General features: G+C 72.2%; 17 protein-coding genes and 1 pseudogene. 13 read left to right on the forward strand and 5 right to left on the reverse strand.

Annotated features, from left to right (window positions below):
• Positions 1 to 16 precede the first annotated feature (16 nt).
• From OG912_RS04045 to OG912_RS04065, 5 genes are all read left to right on the forward strand, one after another.
• Positions 17 to 736 (forward strand): FadR/GntR family transcriptional regulator, encoded by a 720-nt coding sequence (locus OG912_RS04045; protein ID WP_327708209.1) that lies wholly within the window; start codon positions 17 to 19, stop codon positions 734 to 736.
• A gap of 175 nt (positions 737 to 911) precedes the next feature.
• A complete protein-coding gene (locus OG912_RS04050; RefSeq protein ID WP_327708210.1) occupies positions 912 to 1,913 on the forward strand; it encodes an acetylxylan esterase in 1,002 nt (333 codons plus the stop codon).
• 15 nt (positions 1,914 to 1,928) lie between these two features.
• Positions 1,929 to 3,227, forward strand: a complete 1,299-nt coding sequence (locus OG912_RS04055; RefSeq protein ID WP_327708211.1) for a GDSL-type esterase/lipase family protein — start codon at positions 1,929 to 1,931, stop codon at positions 3,225 to 3,227.
• A 65-nt stretch (positions 3,228 to 3,292) separates the two neighbouring features.
• The gene (locus tag OG912_RS04060) at positions 3,293 to 4,729 is read left to right on the forward strand and encodes an exo-alpha-sialidase (RefSeq protein WP_327708212.1); all 1,437 of its coding nucleotides are present in this window, start codon (positions 3,293 to 3,295) and stop codon (positions 4,727 to 4,729) included.
• Positions 4,730 to 4,828: 99 nt separating this feature from the next.
• Positions 4,829 to 6,016 carry an FAD-dependent monooxygenase gene (locus OG912_RS04065; RefSeq protein ID WP_327708213.1) on the forward strand — a complete coding sequence of 396 codons (1,188 nt, stop codon included), beginning with the start codon at positions 4,829 to 4,831 and terminating at the stop codon, positions 6,014 to 6,016.
• Between the two features lie 58 nt (positions 6,017 to 6,074).
• Here the strand turns inward: OG912_RS04065 and OG912_RS04070 are convergent, their stop codons facing one another.
• Positions 6,075 to 6,785, reverse strand: a complete 711-nt coding sequence (locus OG912_RS04070; RefSeq protein ID WP_327708214.1) for a FadR/GntR family transcriptional regulator — start codon at positions 6,783 to 6,785, stop codon at positions 6,075 to 6,077.
• A 151-nt stretch (positions 6,786 to 6,936) separates the two neighbouring features.
• Between OG912_RS04070 and OG912_RS04075 the strand changes: the two genes are divergently transcribed.
• The 4 genes from OG912_RS04075 to OG912_RS04090 all read left to right on the forward strand — a co-directional run bounded on the left by OG912_RS04075 (position 6,937) and on the right by OG912_RS04090 (position 11,063).
• On the forward strand, positions 6,937 to 7,896 hold the full coding sequence (locus OG912_RS04075) for a dihydrodipicolinate synthase family protein (RefSeq protein WP_327708215.1): 960 nt from the start codon (positions 6,937 to 6,939) through the stop codon (positions 7,894 to 7,896).
• Positions 7,893 to 8,858: an ROK family protein gene (locus tag OG912_RS04080; protein WP_327708216.1), complete on the forward strand. Its 966-nt coding sequence runs from the start codon at positions 7,893 to 7,895 to the stop codon at positions 8,856 to 8,858. The genes OG912_RS04075 and OG912_RS04080 overlap by 4 nt, the downstream gene beginning before the upstream one ends.
• Positions 8,855 to 9,535 (forward strand): N-acetylmannosamine-6-phosphate 2-epimerase, encoded by a 681-nt coding sequence (locus tag OG912_RS04085; protein ID WP_327708217.1) that lies wholly within the window; start codon positions 8,855 to 8,857, stop codon positions 9,533 to 9,535. The genes OG912_RS04080 and OG912_RS04085 overlap by 4 nt, the downstream gene beginning before the upstream one ends.
• Before the next feature lie 64 nt (positions 9,536 to 9,599).
• A complete protein-coding gene (locus OG912_RS04090) occupies positions 9,600 to 11,063 on the forward strand; it encodes a sialate:H+ symport family MFS transporter (protein WP_327708218.1) in 1,464 nt (487 codons plus the stop codon).
• 158 nt (positions 11,064 to 11,221) lie between these two features.
• Here the strand turns inward: OG912_RS04090 and OG912_RS04095 are convergent, their stop codons facing one another.
• From OG912_RS04095 to OG912_RS04105, 3 genes are all read right to left on the reverse strand, one after another.
• The gene (locus OG912_RS04095) at positions 11,222 to 11,947 is read right to left on the reverse strand and encodes a DUF2625 domain-containing protein (RefSeq protein WP_327708219.1); all 726 of its coding nucleotides are present in this window, start codon (positions 11,945 to 11,947) and stop codon (positions 11,222 to 11,224) included.
• A 119-nt stretch (positions 11,948 to 12,066) separates the two neighbouring features.
• Positions 12,067 to 13,293 carry an acetyl-CoA C-acetyltransferase gene (locus OG912_RS04100; RefSeq protein ID WP_327708220.1) on the reverse strand — a complete coding sequence of 409 codons (1,227 nt, stop codon included), beginning with the start codon at positions 13,291 to 13,293 and terminating at the stop codon, positions 12,067 to 12,069.
• 127 nt (positions 13,294 to 13,420) lie between these two features.
• Positions 13,421 to 14,311 (reverse strand): LysR family transcriptional regulator, encoded by an 891-nt coding sequence (locus OG912_RS04105; RefSeq protein ID WP_327708221.1) that lies wholly within the window; start codon positions 14,309 to 14,311, stop codon positions 13,421 to 13,423.
• A 160-nt stretch (positions 14,312 to 14,471) separates the two neighbouring features.
• On the opposite strand from OG912_RS04105, the gene OG912_RS04110 reads away from it, so the two are divergent.
• The 4 genes from OG912_RS04110 to OG912_RS04125 all read left to right on the forward strand — a co-directional run bounded on the left by OG912_RS04110 (position 14,472) and on the right by OG912_RS04125 (position 18,311).
• Positions 14,472 to 15,389, forward strand: a complete 918-nt coding sequence (locus OG912_RS04110; protein WP_327713335.1) for a CoA transferase subunit A — start codon at positions 14,472 to 14,474, stop codon at positions 15,387 to 15,389.
• Between the two features lie 47 nt (positions 15,390 to 15,436).
• Positions 15,437 to 16,213, forward strand: coding sequence for a CoA-transferase subunit beta (locus OG912_RS04115; protein ID WP_327708222.1), 777 nt, complete (start codon positions 15,437 to 15,439; stop codon positions 16,211 to 16,213).
• 60 nt (positions 16,214 to 16,273) lie between these two features.
• Positions 16,274 to 17,842 (forward strand): 3-hydroxyacyl-CoA dehydrogenase, encoded by a 1,569-nt coding sequence (locus tag OG912_RS04120; protein WP_327708223.1) that lies wholly within the window; start codon positions 16,274 to 16,276, stop codon positions 17,840 to 17,842.
• A gap of 67 nt (positions 17,843 to 17,909) precedes the next feature.
• Positions 17,910 to 18,311: a VOC family protein gene (locus OG912_RS04125; protein ID WP_327708224.1), complete on the forward strand. Its 402-nt coding sequence runs from the start codon at positions 17,910 to 17,912 to the stop codon at positions 18,309 to 18,311.
• A 5-nt stretch (positions 18,312 to 18,316) separates the two neighbouring features.
• Here OG912_RS04125 and OG912_RS04130 read toward each other — a convergent pair.
• Positions 18,317 to 19,003 (reverse strand): annotated as a pseudogene (locus OG912_RS04130) (DUF6597 domain-containing transcriptional factor); the annotation flags it as partial.
• Positions 19,004 to 19,008 lie beyond the last annotated feature (5 nt).

The raw sequence follows: 19,008 nt of genomic DNA on the forward strand, positions 1-19,008 counted from the left end.
GGTGGGGAGTTCACATATGTCCGGAACGAGGCCCGGCCGGCAGCTGCTCCGGCAGGAAGTCGTCGACGGCATCAAGCGGTACATCCTCGAAGAAAGGCTTCGTCCCGGGGACCCGCTGCCCACCGAGCCCGCCCTGTGCGAGGCCCTCGGCGCCAGCCGCTCCAGCGTCCGCGAAGCCGTCAAGATCCTGAACGCCCTGGACATCGTGGAGGTCCGTCACGGGCACGGCACCTACGTCGGCCGGCTGAGCCTGTCCGCACTGGTGGAGAGCCTCACCTTCCGCGGGCTGCTCTCGCCCGACGACGACTTCCAGGTGATGTCCGACCTGGTCGACGTGCGCGAGCTCTTCGAGCGCGGACGGGCCGACCGGATCGTCTCGCTGCTCACCCCGGAGCAGCTGGACACCCTGGACGGCCTGGTGGCCACCATGCGCGCGACCGGGGCCCAGGACGGGAACGGCTTCGTCGCGGCCGACCGCGCCTTCCACGCCCTGCTCGTCGCCCCGCTCGGCAACGATCTGATCGGGCAGCTCTCGATGGCGTTCTGGGATGTGTACGCGATCGTCGCGCCGCACCTGGACGGCTTCACGCACTCCGACGAGACGGAGACGATCGCCGCCCACCAGAACATCGTGGACGCCGCCAGGGCCGGCGACATCACCGGGTTCATCAAGGCGCTCGGCGAGCACTACGCCCCCGTACGGCGCCGGATCTCCGAGGCCCGCGCCCGGCGCTGAACCGCTCGCCCGAGCAACCCGGAGCCGGCGGAGCGGGCCGGGCGGACCCTTGACGACCCACGTGATGGGTGCCTAGGGTCCGTTTGCCGATAGGACATCTGACGTCATCCGTCTGATGCCCAGTGCGTCACCTCGCACATGGCACTTCCCGCTGCGCCCCCAGGAGGGCACCTCCATGCCGTTCACGGACCTCTCGCTCGCGGACTGCCGCGACTACCGGCCGACACTTCCCGCTCCGGCGGACTTCGACGCCTTCTGGTCGCGGACCCTGGACGAGGCCCGGTCCTGCGCGGCGGACAAGCCCGTGTTCGCTCCGGTGGAGACCGGGCTCACCCAGGTCCGTACGTACGACGTGACGGTTCCCGGCTTCGCCGGACAACCGGTGCGCGGCTGGCTGCGGATGCCGGCCGGGGCGGACCGGCCGCTCGGCTGCGTCGTGGAGTTCCTGGGGTACGGCCGCGGCCGGGGGCTGGCGCACGAGAACCTGCTGTGGGCGTCGGCCGGTTACGCGCATCTGCTGATGGACACCCGCGGCCAGGGCTGGTCGGCCGCGGGCGGCGACACCGCCGATCCGGACGGCGGCACGGCCGGCGTCGTACCCGGCTTCCTCACCCGGGGCATCGAGAGCCCCGAAACGTACTACTACCGGCGGCTGTTCACCGACGCGGTGCGCTGCATCGACGCGGTGCGCGCCCGGCCCGAGATCGATCCGGAGCGGATCGTGGTGACCGGGGTGAGCCAGGGCGGTGGGATCGCGCTGGCCGTCTCGGGGCTGGTGCCCGGACTGGCGGGCGTGATGCCGGATGTGCCGTTCCTCTGCAACTTCCGTCGCGGGGCGGAGATCTCGGGCCGCCCCCCGTTCACCGAGATCGCCGAGTACCTCAAGCTCCACCGCGACCGGACCGAGTCCGTCTTCTCCACACTGTCGTACTTCGACGCCGCACTGCTCGCCACCCGGGCCACGGCCCCCGCACTGTTCTCCATCGCGATGATGGACGACATCTGCCCGCCCTCCACCTGCTTCACCGCCTACAACGGCTACGCCGGGCCCAAGGACGTGCGGATCTACGCGTTCAACGGGCACGAGGGCGGCGCGGAGTACCAGCAGCGGGAACAACTTGCCTGGGTGCGCTCCCTGTTCGCAGGCCTGCCGTCGGGGCAGGCCGGCCACTCCTGACCGGAGGCACCTTCCGTGCGCAGACGATCCATGCTTTTCGCCGCCGGCGCGGCAGCCCTGAGCACCCAGCTCGGCGGCCGCGCCTTCGCCGCCACCTCGGGCAGCGGTCCGATCCTGGACCACGACACGCCCGTGGACCTGGACGGCAGCGAGTACGTCGACCTGTCGAACCGGGCCGGCGTACTCGCCCCGCTCACCACGGGAACCATCGTCGTCACCTTCCGCACCACCAGCCACAACGAGGCGATGACGCTGATCAGCGCCTCGGACCCCACCGCCCCCTCCTCCAACATCACGCTCAATCTGAGCGGCGGCGCCCTTCAGTTCTCCGTACGCGAGAAGGGCGCGGTGCTCATTAATGTCATGACCAGGACACGTTACGACGACGGGCTGCGCCATACCGTCGCCGTCACGGTCGACGCCTCGGGCACCAGACTGCACGCCGGCGGGCGCGTGGTCTTCGAGACGGCCCAGCACTCCTTCTTCGCGAACGTCTCCAAGCCGACCGCTCTCGCGCTGGGGCGCAACACCGACAGCGACCACCCCGGCGGCGAGTGGTTCTGCACCGGCACCATCGAGCGGGCCGCCGTCTGGGACCGGGTGCTGAGCGAGACCGAACTGGTCACACAGAGCCCCCGCCCCGATCTCGCGGACCTGGGCCGGATCTCCACGGTCCTCAACAGCAACACCCCGGCCACCTGGGTCGTCACCGGTGACAGCATCACGCACGGCGCGCTGCACACCAACGGCTGGCGCAGCTACCCGGAGCACTGGATGGAGCGGGTCCGCTGGGAGCTGGACAAGCCGAAGAACCGCGATTTCATGGTCGATTCCGGGGTGAGCGGCGCGACCAGCGCCGAACTCGTCGCACAGTTCGGCCAGCGGGTCACCGCCTTCTCGCCCCAGGTCGTCTCGATCATGATCGGGACGAACGACATCGCGACGTCCGGCCTCGGCCTCGACGCCTACCGGGCCAACCTCGTCTCGCTCGTGGGCTCGGTCCGCGCCCTGCCCGGCTCACCGGTGCCGGTCCTGCAGTCGCCCAACCCGGTCGATCCGGCGAAGTGGCCGGGCCGGGTGAACCTGTCGCAGTACGCGCAGGTCATGGGCGAGGTCGCGGCGCAGCAGAAGGTCGTCTTCGTCGACCACTACAACGACTGGCTGACCGGCAACGGCGGCCAGGTCCCCTTGTCCCTGCTCAGCGACGGGCTCCACCCCAATGAGCGGGGCCACCACCGCATCGTCCTGAAAATGATCAAGGACCTGCGGATCTTCGAGGCGAGCAGCGCGGTCTGCTCACTGAGCATCCCGTAGTCCGGCGCCTTCCTCCGTCTCCCCCCTTCGAGAAGCCCCACCCCTTCCGAGAAGAGAGATCGTCCATGAAGAGAACTGCCCCTGTCGCCCTGCTCGGTGCCGCCCTGCTGGTGGCCACCACGACGGGCACCGCGCAGGCCGCGTCACCCGCCCCCGGCACGCTCACCTCCCAGGACCTGACCAACGTCGGAGTGGGGTCCCCCTTCTACCGCATCCCGGCCCTGACCACCTCGGTCAAGGGCACCGTGCTGGCGGCGTACGACGCCCGGCCCACGCTCGGCGACCTGCCGTCCAACATCGGTGTAGTGCTGCGCCGCAGCACCGACGGCGGTACGACCTGGCAGGCACAGCAGGTGGTCCGCAAGGACGCCGCACCCCAGGGTTACGGTGACCCGAGCCTGCTCGTCGACCGGACGACCGGCCGGATCTTCGTGTTCTACGCGGCCGGGGTGAACCAGGGCTTCTTCGGTTCGGCCACCGGCAACGACGAGTCCGACCCGAACGTCCTTCAGGCCGACTACAGCTACTCCGACGACGACGGGGTGACCTGGACCCACCGCCGGATCACCAAGCAGATCAAGAACCCCGCCTGGGGCGGGATGTTCGCCGCGTCCGGCGAGGGCATCCAGGTGCGCAACGGGGCCTACAAGGGCCGGCTGATCCAGCAGTACGCCATCCGCAACAACGGGGCCAACTACGCGGTCAGCGCCTACAGCGACGACCACGGCGCGACCTGGAAGATGGGCACCCCGGTCGGCCCCGGCGGCGACGAGAACAAGACCGTCGAGCTGAACGACGGCACCATCATGCTCAACAACCGCTCGGCGCCGTACCGGACGATCGCGTACTCCACGGACGGCGGTGTCACCTACACCCCGTTCGTCCAGGACACCGAGCTCCCGGACCCGGCGAACAACGGCTCCATCATGCGCTACGCCCCCGACGCCGCGGCTTCGGACCCGCAGTCGTCCTGGCTGCTGTTCAGCAACACCGAGGCCACGTCGCGGAAGAACCTCACGGTCAAGATGTCCTGCGACAACGGGAAGACCTGGCCGATCAAGAAGGTGGTCGACGCGGGCGCCGCGGCCTACTCGACCATGACCCGGCTGCCGGGCGGCCGGGTCGGGCTGCTGTACGAGCGCGGCAGCGTCGACCACATCACGTATGACTCGTTCGACCTGAAGTGGCTCGGCGGCACCTGCGCCGACATCACGATCACCCCGCCGGCCACGCTCAAGGCGGGCACGAGCGCCGAGGTGACGGTCCGGGTCGTCAACCGGATGGACGTCACCCGCAGTGCGGGCACCGTCGATCTGACCGTGCCGAGCGGCTGGACGGCCAAGCAGACCGCGTTCCCCGCGACGAGGCCCGGTGAGGGCGCCAACGTCAAGGTCCCGGTCACGATCCCGGCGGGCGCCTCGGGGAACGCCACGCTGACCGCGACCTTCCGGTCCGACGGGAAGCAGGCATCGGGCAGCGCGACGGTGACCGTCACGCCGTAGCCCGGACGAAGGCCCTGCGTCCAGCCGCCACGGGGCGGTTGGACGCAGGTTGCCGCCACGCCGTTCAATGGGCGCCACACAAAGTGACCGGAGAGGGCGGTGGCGGACGTGGCGGGAGCCGGATTACGCATCGGGGTGGTCGGCGGGAGCGTCGCCGGCTGCGCGATGGCGATCGCCGGGACCAGGGCCGGGACCGAGGTCACGGTGTACGAACGCAGCGACGGGGCCCTGGAGGACCGGGGGTTCGGCATCGTCGTCCCGCCGCCGCTCCACGCGGAGCTGGTCGCGGCCGGCTATCTGGACGCCGGTATGCCGACGGCCCCGGTGCCCTCGCGGGTCTGGCTGACCCGGGAGCGAGGGCGGCGTCAGGCGCGTGAACTGGCCCGGCAGGAAGCGTCGGTGACGCCGTGTCACTGGGGACTGCTGTGGCGCACACTGCGGGCGAACGCCGAGGGGGTGACGTATCACCGCGGTCGCCCCGTCACCGAGGTGCTGCGCCGACCGTCGGGCGGCGCCGTGATCCGTACGGCGGATTCCGAGGAGCGGTACGACATCGTCGTCGGGGCGGACGGGCCGCGGTCCGTCACCCGGGCGGCCGTCGCCCCGGAGGTGCGGCCGGTTCCGGCGGGGTACGTGGTGTGGCGCGGCACCCTCCCGCTCGACGCGCTCGCCGGACACCCGCACCAGCTGGAACTGTTGCGAACCGCCTGGATCACGCTGGGATTCGGGGGCGGGCACGGTGTGTTCTACCTGATCCCGGGCACCCTCGACGGGTCCCGGCTGCTGGCCTACGCCATCTACGGTCCCCCTCCCTCGCCGTCGTGGACCGCCGGGCGCGAGGAGTACGTGCGGCGCGTCGCCGAGGAGCACTTCCCGGCGGACTGGGCCGAGATCGTCGGCCGGGGTGCGCACACCTCGCTCGCCTGCCACGACGTCGCCGACTTCCATGTGCCCCGGGTCGCGGAGCCGCCGTTCCTGCTGGCGGGCGACGCGGCGAGCATCACCCGGCCGCACACCGCGAGCGGCGCGACCAAGGCGCTGCAGGACGCGCTCTGCCTGGAGCGCGCCCTGAGGGCGTCGTCGTCCGCGGCCGAGGCGCTGTACCGGTACGCCGACGAGCGGTCGGGCGAGGGGGCCCGGCTGGTCGCCCTGGGCCGCAGACTGGGACACGCCATGGTCGAACGGACCCCGGACTGGGCGGCGATGGGGGCCGCGGAGGTGGCGGACTGGAGCCGGGCCACGCTGGACGGCGCCGGGAGTTATCTGTACGGGGTGCCGGAGGGGTGAGAAGCGGCTGGACGGCCTGCTCCGTTCCCGCCCGGCGACAGCCTGGACGGCCGCCTCTTCAGAGCGCTTGCGTGCTCGATCCTTCCAGGGCCAGCCTCGCGCGGATGCCGTCGAAGTGCGTACGCATCGCCCGCACCGCGCGCAGGCCGTCGGCCGCCGCCACCGCCTCGACGATCTCGCGGTGCTGGGAGCAGGTGACCGACGGGTCCTGGTGGCCGTCGTCGAGGTCCTCGCGCACCCGGTCCATGGCCGCCCAGAACGCGTCGAGCACCTCGCTGAGCAGGTGGTTGTCCAGCGAGGCGTAGAGCGCGAGATGGAAGGCCCGGTCCGTGGAGCGTGCCACCCGGCCGCCGGTGACGGCCTCTTCCTCCATCTTCGCGACCAGGGCGCGCAGCACCTCGATGTCCTCGTCCGGGACGCCGGCCGCGACGGTCCCGACGAGCCCCGCCTCCAGAGCCTCCCGCACCTTCATCAGCTCTGCGAGCCCCGGCTCGCCCTGGCGGTGGCGGACGGCCGCGCGGAAGGCGAGGCCCTCGGCGAACGGTGACAGGGAGAGCGAGCCCACGAAGGTGCCGTAACCCCGGCGGATCTCCACGACGTTGACCGCCTGGAGCGACTTGAGGGCCTCGCGCACCGACACCCGGCCGGCTCCGAAGAGCTCCATCAGCTCGGCCTCGGTGGGCAGTGCGTCTCCCGGTGCGAGCCGTCGCTCCAGAATCAGTTCCTTGATCCAGCGCTCGATGTCCTGAGCCATGGTGGGCCGCGCCACAACATCCTCCCGAGGTGCCGTTGCCCCTTGACCGTTCGCAGGAGCATCTGTTTAAGGTGAAGCCAGACATAGGACATCTTACGTCTCACGTCTCGATCCGGGTAGCCGCTCAGGCCACGGATCGGTGTCCCGATCAGCTGGAGCCTTCACCATGTCTCTGACCGCACCCTTGCACGGCGTCGTCCCGCCGGTCTGCACCCCGCTCGACTCCCGCGGGGAGGTCGACACCACGTCCCTCGTACGGCTCGTCGAGCACCTCATCGCCGGGGGCGTGCACGGGCTCTTCGCGCTCGGGTCCACCAGCGAGGTGGCCTACCTCACCGACGAACAGCGCGCCACGGTCCTGGAGACCGTCGTCAACACGACCGACGGCCGCGTCCCGGTCCTCGCCGGGGTCATCGACACCACCACGGCCCGCGTCGTCGAGCACGCCAGGTCGGCCGCCGCACTGGGCGCCGACGCCCTGGTCGCGACCGCGCCGTTCTACACCCGCACCCACGCCAAGGAGATCGCCGGACACTTCCGCCGGCTGCGCGCCGAGGTGGACCTGCCGCTGTTCGCCTACGACATCCCGGTCGCCGTGCACAGCAAGCTGTCCTCCGCGCTGGTCCGCGAGCTCGCCGAGGACGGCACCCTGGCCGGGCTCAAGGACAGCAGCGGCGACGAGGGCGGGCTGCGCCGGCTCATCGTCGAGCTCGGCGGCCGCGAGGGCCGCGCCAACGGCCCGATCCCGGGCTTCAGCATCCTCACCGGCTCCGAGCTGACCGTCGACGCGGCCCTGCTCGCCGGCGCCGACGGCGTCGTCCCCGGCATCGGCAACGTGGACCCGGCCGGTTACGTACGGCTCTACGCGGCCGCGCGGGCCGGGGACTGGACGCTGGCCGCGAAGGAGCAGGAGCGGCTGATCGAGCTGTTCGCCATGGTCGACGTCGGCCCCGAGGCGGACATGGGCCGCAGCTCCTCGGCACTCGGCTCGTTCAAGTCGGCGCTCCAGCTGCTCGGCATCATCGAGTGCGGCGACACCGCGTTCCCGCAGATCCAGCTGTCCGCCGAATCCGTCGCGCTCGTCTCCGGACGGCTGCGCGACGCCGGTCTGCCGCCGGTCCGATGACCACCTCGGCACAGCCGGCACCGGCCGGGGGGTCCGTCGTCGGCCTCGACCTCGGCGGCACGAAGATCGCCGCCGCGCTCCTCGGGGCGGACGGCACGGTCCTGGCCCGGCACAGCCGGCCCACCCCGGCCCAGGAGGGCGCCGCGGCGGTGCTCGACGCACTCGCCGCGGCCGCCGCCGAGGTCGACCCCGGCCACAGCGCCGCGGTGCTCGGCATCGCGGCAGCCGGGGTCATCGACCCCCGTACCGGCATGGTCACCAGCGCCACCGACTCGCTGCGCGGCTGGGCGGGCACCCCGCTGGGCGTCGGCCTCGCCAACCGCACCGGATACGCGGTGGCCTGCGACAACGACGTGCGCGCGACCGCCGGACCGGAGCTCGCCGCACTGAACGCGGAAACCGAGGGCCACGGCTCGCTGCTCTTCGCCGCCATCGGCACCGGAGTCGGCGGCGCCATCGCCGTCGACGGGCGGATGCTGCACGGCGCGGCCGGTATCGCCGGTCACCTCGGCCACCTACCCAGCCCCGAGGCTGCCGGACTGCCCTGCACCTGCGGGGCCACCGGCCACCTGGAGGTCATCGCCTCCGGACCCGGAATCGCCGCCCACTACGAACGGCTGACCGGCGCCCCCGTCGACCGCCTCGAAACCGTCGCCGCGCGGGCCGCGCAGGGCGACGCCCACGCCGTCACCGCCATCACCACCGGCGCGGCCGCGGCCGGCCACGTCCTCGGCGGGCTCGCCAACGCGTTCGGCCCCGACCGGGTCGTCGTCGGCGGCGGGGTCCCACGGATCGGCCCGCTGTACGAGGACGCCCTGCGGGCCGCCTTCGCCGGGGAGCTGATGGGGCCGCTGCGCAGGCTCGTCCCGCAGGATCCGCTGCTCGGCCACGACGCGGCCGTGCTCGGCGCGGCCGCCCTCACCACCACCCTTCCCCTCCACCACCCGGGAGCTCTCCGATGACCGCGCAGGAACTGGCCACCACCCTCCAGGGCAAGCTGATCGTGTCCTGTCAGGCGCCCCCCGGCGACCCGATGCGGGAGACGTCCACCCTGGTACGGCTCGCGCTGTCGGCGGTCGCCGGTGGCGGCGCCGCGATCCGCGCCAACGATCCGGAGGTCGTCGGCGCGATCACCGCCGTCGTCGACCTGCCGGTCATCGGCCTGTGGAAGGACGGCGACACCGGGGTCTTCATCACCCCGACCGTCCGGCACGCCCTCGCGGTGGCCGGGGCGGGCGCCGCCGTCGTCGCCGCGGACGCCACCGACCGGCCGCGCCCCGACGGCTCGACGTTCGCCGAACTCGTCGAGGCGGTCCACGCGGCCGGCGCCCTCGTCATGGCCGACGTCTCCACCCTCGCCGAGGGCGTCACCGCGGCCGGACTGGGGGCCGACTTCGTCTCCACGACCCTGTCCGGCTATGTCCCCGGCACCCCGAAGCAGACGGGACCCGATCTCGATCTGGTCGCGGCGCTCTCCGCCGCGATCGACGTCCCGGTGGTCGCCGAAGGCCGTATCAACACGCCCGAGGAAGCGGCCGAGGCCCTGGCGCGCGGCGCGCACAGCGTCGTCGTCGGCACCGCCATCACCGCTCCCACGGCTCTGACCGCCCGCTTCGTGGCAGGCATCACCCGGCCCTGATCTGTCCCCACACGCGGGACGGCTGTTCAAATGACCGGGCACCGTCCCGCCCCCTGGAGTCACCGTGCAGACCTCGACACCCCCCACGCTCCCCTGGTACCGCCAGGTCAGCCGCACCCAGTGGAAGTCGTTCTTCGCCGCCTGGATCGGCTACGTACTCGACGGCTTCGACTTCGTGCTGATCACCCTCGTACTGACCGAGATCAGTGACGAGTTCGGCCTGAGCACGGTCCAGGCGGCCAGCCTGATCTCCGGTGCGTTCATCACGCGCTGGCTGGGCGGCGCCGTGCTCGGCGCCATCGGCGACCGCTACGGCCGCAAACTCTCCATGGTGCTCAGCATCCTGCTGTACTCGGTGGGCACCTTCGCGTGCGGGTTCGCATGGAACTACACCAGTCTGTTCGCCGCCCGGCTGGCCATCGGCATGGGCATGGCCGGTGAGTACAGCGCCAGTTCCACGTACGTCATGGAGAGCTGGCCCGCCGCTCTGCGCAACCGGGCCAGCGGCTTCCTGATCTCGGGCTTCTCGGTCGGCTCGGTGCTCGCCGCCCAGGTCTACAACTGGGTGGTGCCCTCGCTCGGCTGGCGCTGGATGTTCTATCTGGGCCTCGTCCCGATCGCCATCGCGCTGTGGATGCGGCGCGCGCTGCCGGAGGCGGAGGAGTGGACGGAGTCCGTGGCGGAGAAGGAGGCCAAACCCAACCCGTTCCGGCCGCTGTTCCTCACCCCTGCCCGCGCCACCGTCAACACGGTCCTCGTCGTCGTCGCCACGGTCTCGCTGTTCCTCGTCTTCACGCCGGGCGGAGCCGGCATGGTGCCGGCGCTCTCCGTGATCGCCGGTCTCACGCTCGCCGCGTTCGCCGTACAGCTGGGCGGGAAGCGCAGCTGGGTGCTGTACCTGTCGATGATCGTGACGCTGTTCTTCGCGTTCCTGTACTCATGGCCCATCCAGGCCCTGCTGCCCACGTACCTGAAGACGGAGCTGGGCTACACCACGGACCAGGTCACCGACGTGCTGTACTTCGCGGGCTTCGGCACCATGGTGGGCTGCTGGGTCGCGGGCTTCCTCGGCGACTGGATCGGCACCAAGAAGGCGTACGCGCTGACGCTGCTGGCCTCGCTCGCCTTCGTCTACCCGGTCTTCGCGGTACGAGACAACCTGATGCTGCTCGGCATCCTGCTCTTCCTCCTCCAGGCGACGAGCTTCGGCATCTCCGGGCTGCTCCCCCGCTACATCGGCGGACACTTCCCGACCGCGAGCCGGGGTGCGGCGCTCGGCTTCACCTACAACGTGGGCGCCCTCGGCGGTGCGGTCGCCCCGGTGCTCGGGGCCCATCTCGCCTCCGGGATGGACCTGGGGCAGGCGCTGGCGGTACTGACGTTCGCGGGCACCGTGATCGTGGTGCTGCTGGTCGGCTTCGACGTCCCCGCGCGGCTGAACCGGCTGACGGACCCGGACGCCGAGCGCGACCACCTGGCGGTGGCGCCGGCGCCGACCGCCGGCGAGCGCGTGCGGGCGGACCGGTAGCAACGCCCTCACCTGCGAGGCCGCTGGTCCTCGCCGGTGAGGGCGTTGCAGGTTGGTGGGCGGAGCTCAGGAGAGCAGGCCGGCCGGGAGCTCCTGCTTCCCGTGCTCATCGGCTCCCCGGAGATGTCACGTGCTGACCCGGTCCTGAGCCGGCGGCCTCACACCTCGCCGAGGAATCCGGGATCGTTGGGCCCCGCCTGCCTGGCGAAATCAGCTGCCACGCCGAGGACCTCACGCATCGGCACCGCCCGCCGGCTCGTGGCCGCGAGATCCGCATGGGCCTCCTCGGTCCACAGGAACGGAAAGACGGTGATTCCCTGCGAGAGGGCCAGTGCCCTGGCCTCCTCCTGCCAGCCGGGCCAGCGCAACCCGTCGTAGAACGTCTCCAGACGGTCCGACAGCAGCCAGGAGACCCACACGGAATGGCCCATCTCCAGCGCCTCCCACGCGAGCGTGTCGGGAGCGAAGTAGGTCATCTGGCCCGGTGCCCCGGGCCGGCCGGAAGCCTCGGGATCATGGCCGTTCAGTGCGAAGACCCCGCCTACGGCGTCGTGGCCCACAACAAGACCGGCCGCGGGGTTCCAAGCGGGGTCGAAGGCCGCAGGAAAGCCGTTGACCTGGCCCAGGCTGGGCAGCCCCCCGTCCACGGCCGAACCTCCGCCGAAGACCCGCACCCATCCGTCGTCCAGGAGCAGCCCGCCGGTGTTCAGCACGAGAGCACCCAGCATCGACCGCGCGGTGACCTGCATCTGCAAGAGGCTCCGACGCCCCTCGTCGAAGTCGGCGGGAAGCACCCGCACGGGGACGGAACATGCGGCGACCATCTCCTGAAGGCAAGGCCAGGCCGGGTCGTCCGTCTCGGTCAACTCGTCGATCTCTCGCATCCGAAGATGATCGCACCAGCCCGGCCGGCCTCGGCGGCCAGGCCGAACCCGAGGGCCTCCACGCTGCTTCACGGAGGATTTCGAGCCCGGCGCGCGGTGGTCCGCAATGCCGCCGGGTCTCAGACCGCGATGCGCTCGAAGACCGCGGCGAGGCCCTGGCCGCCGCCGATGCACATGGTCTCCAGGCCGTAGCGGGCCTCGCGGCGGTGCAGTTCCCTGGTGAGGGTGGCGAGGATGCGGGCGCCGGTGGCGCCGACGGGATGGCCGAGGGAGACTCCGGAGCCGTTCACGTTGATCCGCTCCTCGTGGTCCTTCTCGCCGAGGCCCAGTTCACGGGTGCAGGCCAGCACCTGGGCGGCGAAGGCCTCGTTGAGCTCGATCAGGTCGAGGTCGGCGAGGGTGAGCCCGGCGCGGGCGAGCGCGGTGCGGGTGGCGGGGACGGGGCCGATGCCCATGGTGGCGGCGGGCACGCCCGCGCGGGCGAAGGAGACCAGCCGGACCAGCGGGGTGAGGCCGAGGCGTTCGGCGGTGGCGGCACTGGTCACCAGGCAGGCGGCGGCCGCGTCGTTCTGGCCGCTGGCGTTGCCGGCGGTGACCGTGGCATCGGGGTCGGACTTGCCCAGGATCGGGCGGAGCGCGGCGAGCTGTTCGGCAGTGGTGTCGGGGCGGGGGTGCTCGTCGGCGGTGACCACCGTCTCGCCCTTGCGGGTCTTCACGGTGACGGGGACGGTCTCCGCCTCGTACCGGCCCTCGGCCATGGCCCGCCCGGCGCGCTGCTGCGAGCGCAGGGCGAGGGCGTCCTGGTCGGCGCGGCTGATGCCGTACTCGCGGCGGAGGTTCTCCGCGGTCTCGATCATGCCGCCGGGGACAGGGTGGTTGACGCCGCCTGCGGTGACCCGGCCGCGGGCCAGCGAGTCGTGGAGCTGGAGGCCGGGGCCCTTGATGCCCCAGCGGCCGTCGTGCGTGTAGTAGGGGGCGGCGCTCATCACGTCGACGCCGCCGGCGATCACCACCTCGCTGAACCCGGCCCTGATCTGCATCGCCGCGTCGAGGACGGCCTGGAGCCCGGAGCCGCAGCGGCGGTCGGTCTGGAGTCCGGTGACGGACTGCGGGAGCCCGGCGTCCAGGGCGGCGACCCGGCCGATGGCGGGGGCGTCGGAGGACGGGTAGGCGTGCCCGAGGATCACCTCGTCGACCCGGTCCGGGTCGATCCCCGTACGGGCGACGACCTCGGCGATGACGCGGGCGGCGAGCGCGGCCGGCGTCTGCCCGGCGAACGCTCCGCCGAAGCGGCCGATGGGGGTGCGCAGCGGTTCGCAGATCACGACATCGTTCAGGTCGGGCACAGCGGGGCCTTTCCGGGAGAGGACGGAAGGAGACAAGGGTGTGTCCTGACCCTCGCACCCGACGACTGAGTCGGTCCAATATCCAGTTCACCCTGGTTCAAGACGCAGCGCGTCTCAATGGTGGGGGCTACGGGGTGGGCAGCGCGTCCTCCGCGACGGCGAGCACCGCGCGCAGTGCGGCCGAGGGGTTGTCGGCCCGCCAGGCCAGCGCTGCCTGGCGCCGGATCGGCGGGCCGGCGAGGGGCCGGTAGACGAGGCCTGTCTGCTGGATGTGCTGGACGGAGGTGACGGTCAGGGTGACCCCGACGCCCGCCGCGACCAGCGCCAGGATCGTGTACGAGTCGGGGGCCTCCTGCACCACCCGCGGATTGAAGCCGGCGGCCTCGCAGGCCCCGACCATCGCGTCGCGCACGGTGGAGCCGGTGTTCGCGGGGAACGAGACGAACGGCTCCCCGGCCAGCACCTCCAGCGGAACGCTGTCCCGGGCGGCGAGCGGGTGGTCAGAGGGCAGCGCGCAGACCAGCTCCTCCTCGTCGATCACCCGGAAGGTCACGCCCGGCTGCGTCACCGGAAGTCGTACGAAGCCCAGGTCGAGCGAGCCGTCCGCGACCCGGGCCAGCGCGACGTTGGCGTAGGTCTGGCCGGTCATCACGAGTTCGATCGCGGGATGGGCGGCGCGCACCGCCCGGGTCAGCCGGGGCAGCGTCTCGTGGCTGGAGGCTCCCGCGAATCCGATGCTGACCCGCCCGTACTCCCCGCGGCCGGCCGCCTTCGCGGCCCGTACCGCCGTGTCCAGGTCGTCGAGTACGGTTCGCACCGGCTGGAGGAACGACTCCCCCGCGCTGGTGAGCCGTACGGAGCGGGTGTTGCGCTCGAAGAGCTGGACGCCCAGCTCCTTCTCCAGCCGACGGATCTGCTGACTCAGCGGCGGCTGAGCCATCTGCAGCCGCTTGGCGGCCCGGCCGAAATGCAGCTCCTCGGCCACGGCCAGGAACGCGGACAGATGACGCAGCTCCACGCCCGCCCCTTCCTCGGCACACCCATTGATTGGAATGACGTCTTGATCCGAGCTTAATTCGGTATTGGACAGCGAACAATCGCAGCTGGCACCGTGGGGCGACGCGCGTCCGCCCACGCAGAGGAGCACGGTGGCCACGACGGACCGGAAAGACAAGACGATGTCGATGAAGGCGGCGATCGCCGCCTTCGTCCACGACGGCGCCACCGTCTGCCTCGAAGGCTTCACCCATCTCGTCCCGACCTCCGCGGGTCACGAGATCATCCGCCAGGGCCGCCGTGACCTCACCGTCGTGCGGATGACCGCGGACATCGTGGTGGACCAGATGATCGCCGCGGGCTGTGTGACGCGGCTGGTGTCCTCGTTCGTGGGCAACTCGTCGGCCGGTTCGCTCGGTGAGCTCCGCCGACGGGTGGAGAGCGCGGACCCGGCGCCCCTGGCCTTCGAGGAGTACAGCCACTACGGGATGATCTGCCGCTATCTCGCCGGTTCGCAGCGGCTGCCGTTCTACCCGCTGCGCTCCTACGGCGGCAGCGATCTGCCGTCGGTCAACAGCGATCTGCGCAAGGTCACTTCGCCCTATCCCGGTCCGGACGGCGAACCCGAGCAGATCTACGTCGTGCCGCCCGTCAACCCGGACGTGACGATCATCCACGCGCAGCGCGCCGACCGCAGCGGCAACACCCAGATCTGGGGGCTGACCGGCATCCAGGCCGAGGCGGTGTACGCGGCGGACAAGGCGGTCGTCGTCGTGGAGGAGATCGTCGACGACGAGGTCATCCGCTCCGACCCCAACCGCACGCTCGTCCCCGCGCACGCGGTCGACGCGGTCGTCTGCTGCCCGCGCGGGGCGCATCCCTCGTTCGCGCAGGGCTACTACGACCGGGACAACGCCTTCTACCGGGCCTGGTCGCACATCAGCAAGGACCCGCAGCGGCTGCAGGACTGGCTGGACGAGTGGGTGCGCGGGACCGCGGACCATGCGGAGTACGTCGACAGGCTCGGCGAGGAGTTCTGGGCGGGGCTCGCGGTGGGCGAGGCACTGAGCGAGCCGGTGAACTACGGGCGGCGGCTGTGAGCGGCTCGGGGGGAACCACCGCCACGGGACACGAGAAGGAACGGGCCATGACCGCCACCGCACCTGACACCGTCACCGCATCCGAACTGCTCTCCGTCGTGGCCTCGCGCGAACTGGCCGCGCGCCGCACCGTGTTCGCCGGGATCGGCCTGCCGACCCTCGCCACCGAGCTGGCCCATCTGACGGTCGCCCCGGACATCGAGGTGGTGTACGAGTCCGGAGTGTGCGGCGCCCACCCCTCGACGCTGCCGGAGACCATCGCCGACGCGGTGCTGATCACGGGGGCGGAGGCGGTGATCTCGATGCCCATGCTCTTCGGCTGTGTGCTCCAGGGCGGCCATATCGACGTGGGCTTCCTGGGCGCCGCGCAGATCGACCGCTGGGGCAACCTCAACACGTCGGTGATCGGCGGCTGGGACAGCCCGTCGGTCCGGCTGCCGGGCTCGGGCGGCGGCGTCGAGGTGATGGCCAACTCCCGCGAGGTCTTCGTGGTGATGCGCCGTCACCACCCGCGCTCCTTCCCGGCGGAGCTCGACTTCTGCACCACCCCGGGCCCGGACCGTGCGCTCGCCGAGGGCATCCGACCGCTGGGCGCCGGTGTCACCCGGGTCATCACGGAGCTGGGCATCATGGCCCGCTCGGGCGTGGGCGAGGAGCTGCGGCTGGTCGCCGTCCAGCCGGGAGTCACCGTGGAGCAGGTCAGGGCCTCGACCGGCTGGGATCTGCGGGTCGCCGACACGGTCGACGAGGTGCCGCCCCCGACCGGGGAGGAACTGCGGCTGCTGCGCGAGGATGTCGACCCGGGCCGCGTGTACCTTCGCTGAGCCGCTGAGCCGCTCCGCCCGTTGCCCGACACCCGCCCCATCGAGAGGACCAGGACCACCATGCGTATCAGGATCGTCGGCGCCGGAGCCATGGGCCGCGGCATCGCCCAGTGGGCGGCCACGGCCGGACACACCGTCGAGCTGGGCGATGTGCGGCCGGAGGCGGTGACGGAGGCGGCCGGCTTCGTACGGTCCATGCTGGAGCGGGCCGTGCAGAAGGGCCGGATGTCCGCCGAGGACGCGGCCGCCGCCGTGGACCGCGTGATCCCGCTGGACGACCCGTGGGCCGAGGGATCGGACGTCGAGCTGGCCATCGAGGCCGTGCGGGAGGACCTGGCCACCAAGACGGAGGTCTTCGGCAGGCTGGAGCGGGCGCTGCCCGCCTCCGCCGTCCTCGCGACCAACACCTCCTCGCTGTCGGTGACCCGGATCGCCGCCGAGCTGAAGGACCCGACGCGGCTGGCCGGACTGCACTTCTTCAACCCCGTCCCGCTGATGCGGATCGTCGAGGTCGTACCCGGCGCCGCCACGCGCCCGGAGATCCCGCCGCTGCTGACCGCCCTCGTGGAGAGCTGCGGGCACCGCGCGGTCACCGTCGCCGACACGCCGGGCTTCCTCGTCAACCACGCCGGACGCGGACTGGCGACGGAGGCGCTCGCCCTGCTGGAGGAGACGGTCACCGACCCGGCGGGCATCGACCGCATCGCACGGGACGTCCTGGGCCTGCGAATGGGACCGTTCGAGCTGATGGACCTCACCGGACTCGATGTGACCGCAGCCGTCATCGACTCCATCTGGGAGGGCTTCCGCCACGAGGACCGGCTCCGCCCCTCGTATCTGACCCCGAACCGCGTGACGGCCGGGCTGCACGGGCGCAAGACCGGACGCGGCTGGTTCCCGTACGGCCCCGAGGCAGCCGCGCCCGCGCCGGAGGCGCCGGTCACCGGCGACCCGGACCGGCCGGTGCACGTCGTCGCCGCGTCCCCGGCCGGGGACGCGGAAGCCACCGCGCTCCGGGCGGCGCTGACGGCGGCGGGAGCCACGGTCGAGTCCGGTGCGCAGCCGTCCGCCGGGGCGCTGGTGCTGGTTTTGGTCTGGGGTGGCACGGTCGCCTCGGCCGTGGCCGCGCACGGGCTGCCCCCGGGGCGCACCTTCGGCGTGGACCCGCTGGCTGCGACCGGTCGCCGCCGGGTGCTGGCCGTGACCCCGGCCGCGGAGCCGGTGGCGGCGCGGGACGCCCGTGCGGTGCTGGCGCGGGCCTCGGAGGGCGGCGAGCCGTTCGCGGTGTCGGTGGTACGGGACACGGCGGGCTCGGTCGCACAGCGGCTGCTCGCGTCGATCGTGTCGGTCTCGGCGTCGATCGCGGAACGGGCGCTGGCGACCCCGGCCGACATCGATCTGGCGGTGACCACCGGTCTCGGCTATCCCGTGGGCCCGCTGGCCTGGGGCGACCGGATCGGCGCGGCCCGGATGCTGGAGCTGCACCGGGCGCTGCACGCGACGACGGGCGACCCGCGCCACCGCCCGACGCGCTGGGTCACCGAGCGCGCGGCACTGGGGCTGGCCCTGACGGACCCGGGCACGTCGCCGGCGGACTGCGTGGACGGTGATGAGGGCGGCACGGTGTGAGCGGGGCCGGGTGACATGACCGATTCGTTCAAGACGGCGGGCCGGCTCCCGGCCTACCGTCTTGACCATGACTCCACGACTCGACGCGATCGCCATCACCACCGCGGATCTGGCCGCATCGCTCGCCTTCTACCGCCGGCTCGGCCTCGACATCCCCGCCGACGCGGAATCCGCCCCTCATGTCGAAGTGACGCTCCCGGGCGGGCAGCGCCTGCTGTGGGACACCGAGGACGTCGTCCGCTCCTTCGACCCGGAGTGGGCCGGGACGAACGGCGGGGAGCGGCTCGGGCTCGCCTTCCTCTGCGACAGCCCGGCCGAGGTCGACTCCGTCTACGACGACCTGACCGGTGCCGGATACCGGGGCCATCTGAAGCCGTGGGACGCGGTGTGGGGGCAGCGGTACGCGGTGGTCCTCGACCCGGACGGCTGTGCGGTGTCGCTGTTCGCCGGAGCCGACGGGGCTGCCTAGGCGGCGAAGTACTCGGTCAGGGTGGTGCCGCCCAGTTCGCGCATCTCCCGAGCGAGGTGCGCCTGGTCGGCGCAGCCCGCCACCAGCGCGGCCTCGGCGTAGGGCGTCCCTGCCCGTACGAGCGCCAGCGCCCGTTGCAGCCGCAGTACCCGGGCGAGCGTCTTGGGGCCGTATCCGAAGGCGGCCAGTGAGCGGCGGTGCAGCTGGCGGGCGCCGAGGCCGGCCGCCTGTGCCGTCTGCGCGACGGTGCGGCCGCCGGCCAGCTGAGCGGCGACGGACCGCATCGCCGCGTCCGGCGGCGCGGTGTCCGCTGCCCGGCGCACGGCGATGTCCTCCAGCGCGGCGGCCGGATCGGCGGCCCCGGCGACCCGCTCGGTGAGTTCCCGGACCAGGGCCGCCGGCCACAGGTCGGCCAGGCCGACGCGGCGGTCCCGCAGTTCGTGCGCCGGTACGCCCAGCAGGGCGGGCGCCGTGCCGGGGGCGAAGCGGATGCCCGCGTAGCTGCCGCCGCCCGAGCCGGACGGGGCTTCCGCACGGGTGTCCGGGCCCGCGACGAGCAGCCGGCCGCCGATCCAGAGCAGGTCCATGCAGCCGTCGGGCAGCACCGGATGGACCGATCCCTGCGGCACGGTCAGGGTCCAGACCTTCGCACCGTCCACCCGCGACGCGCGCTCTTCGTACCTGTCGCCCATGCCAC

This window comes from Streptomyces sp. NBC_00464 (genome assembly GCF_036013915.1).
GTDB lineage: Bacteria > Actinomycetota > Actinomycetes > Streptomycetales > Streptomycetaceae > Streptomyces.

Coding starts and splice junctions, on each gene's coding strand:
- OG912_RS04045 (WP_327708209.1), top strand. CDS start 17: ATGTCCGGAACGAGGCCCGGCCGGCAGCTGCTCCGGCAGGAAGTCGTC.
- OG912_RS04050 (WP_327708210.1), top strand. CDS start 912: ATGCCGTTCACGGACCTCTCGCTCGCGGACTGCCGCGACTACCGGCCG.
- OG912_RS04060 (WP_327708212.1), top strand. CDS start 3,293: ATGAAGAGAACTGCCCCTGTCGCCCTGCTCGGTGCCGCCCTGCTGGTG.
- OG912_RS04075 (WP_327708215.1), top strand. CDS start 6,937: ATGTCTCTGACCGCACCCTTGCACGGCGTCGTCCCGCCGGTCTGCACC.
- OG912_RS04080 (WP_327708216.1), top strand. CDS start 7,893: ATGACCACCTCGGCACAGCCGGCACCGGCCGGGGGGTCCGTCGTCGGC.
- OG912_RS04085 (WP_327708217.1), top strand. CDS start 8,855: ATGACCGCGCAGGAACTGGCCACCACCCTCCAGGGCAAGCTGATCGTG.
- OG912_RS04095 (WP_327708219.1), bottom strand. CDS start 11,947: ATGCGAGAGATCGACGAGTTGACCGAGACGGACGACCCGGCCTGGCCT.
- OG912_RS04110 (WP_327713335.1), top strand. CDS start 14,472: ATGTCGATGAAGGCGGCGATCGCCGCCTTCGTCCACGACGGCGCCACC.
- OG912_RS04115 (WP_327708222.1), top strand. CDS start 15,437: ATGACCGCCACCGCACCTGACACCGTCACCGCATCCGAACTGCTCTCC.
- OG912_RS04120 (WP_327708223.1), top strand. CDS start 16,274: ATGCGTATCAGGATCGTCGGCGCCGGAGCCATGGGCCGCGGCATCGCC.
- OG912_RS04125 (WP_327708224.1), top strand. CDS start 17,910: ATGACTCCACGACTCGACGCGATCGCCATCACCACCGCGGATCTGGCC.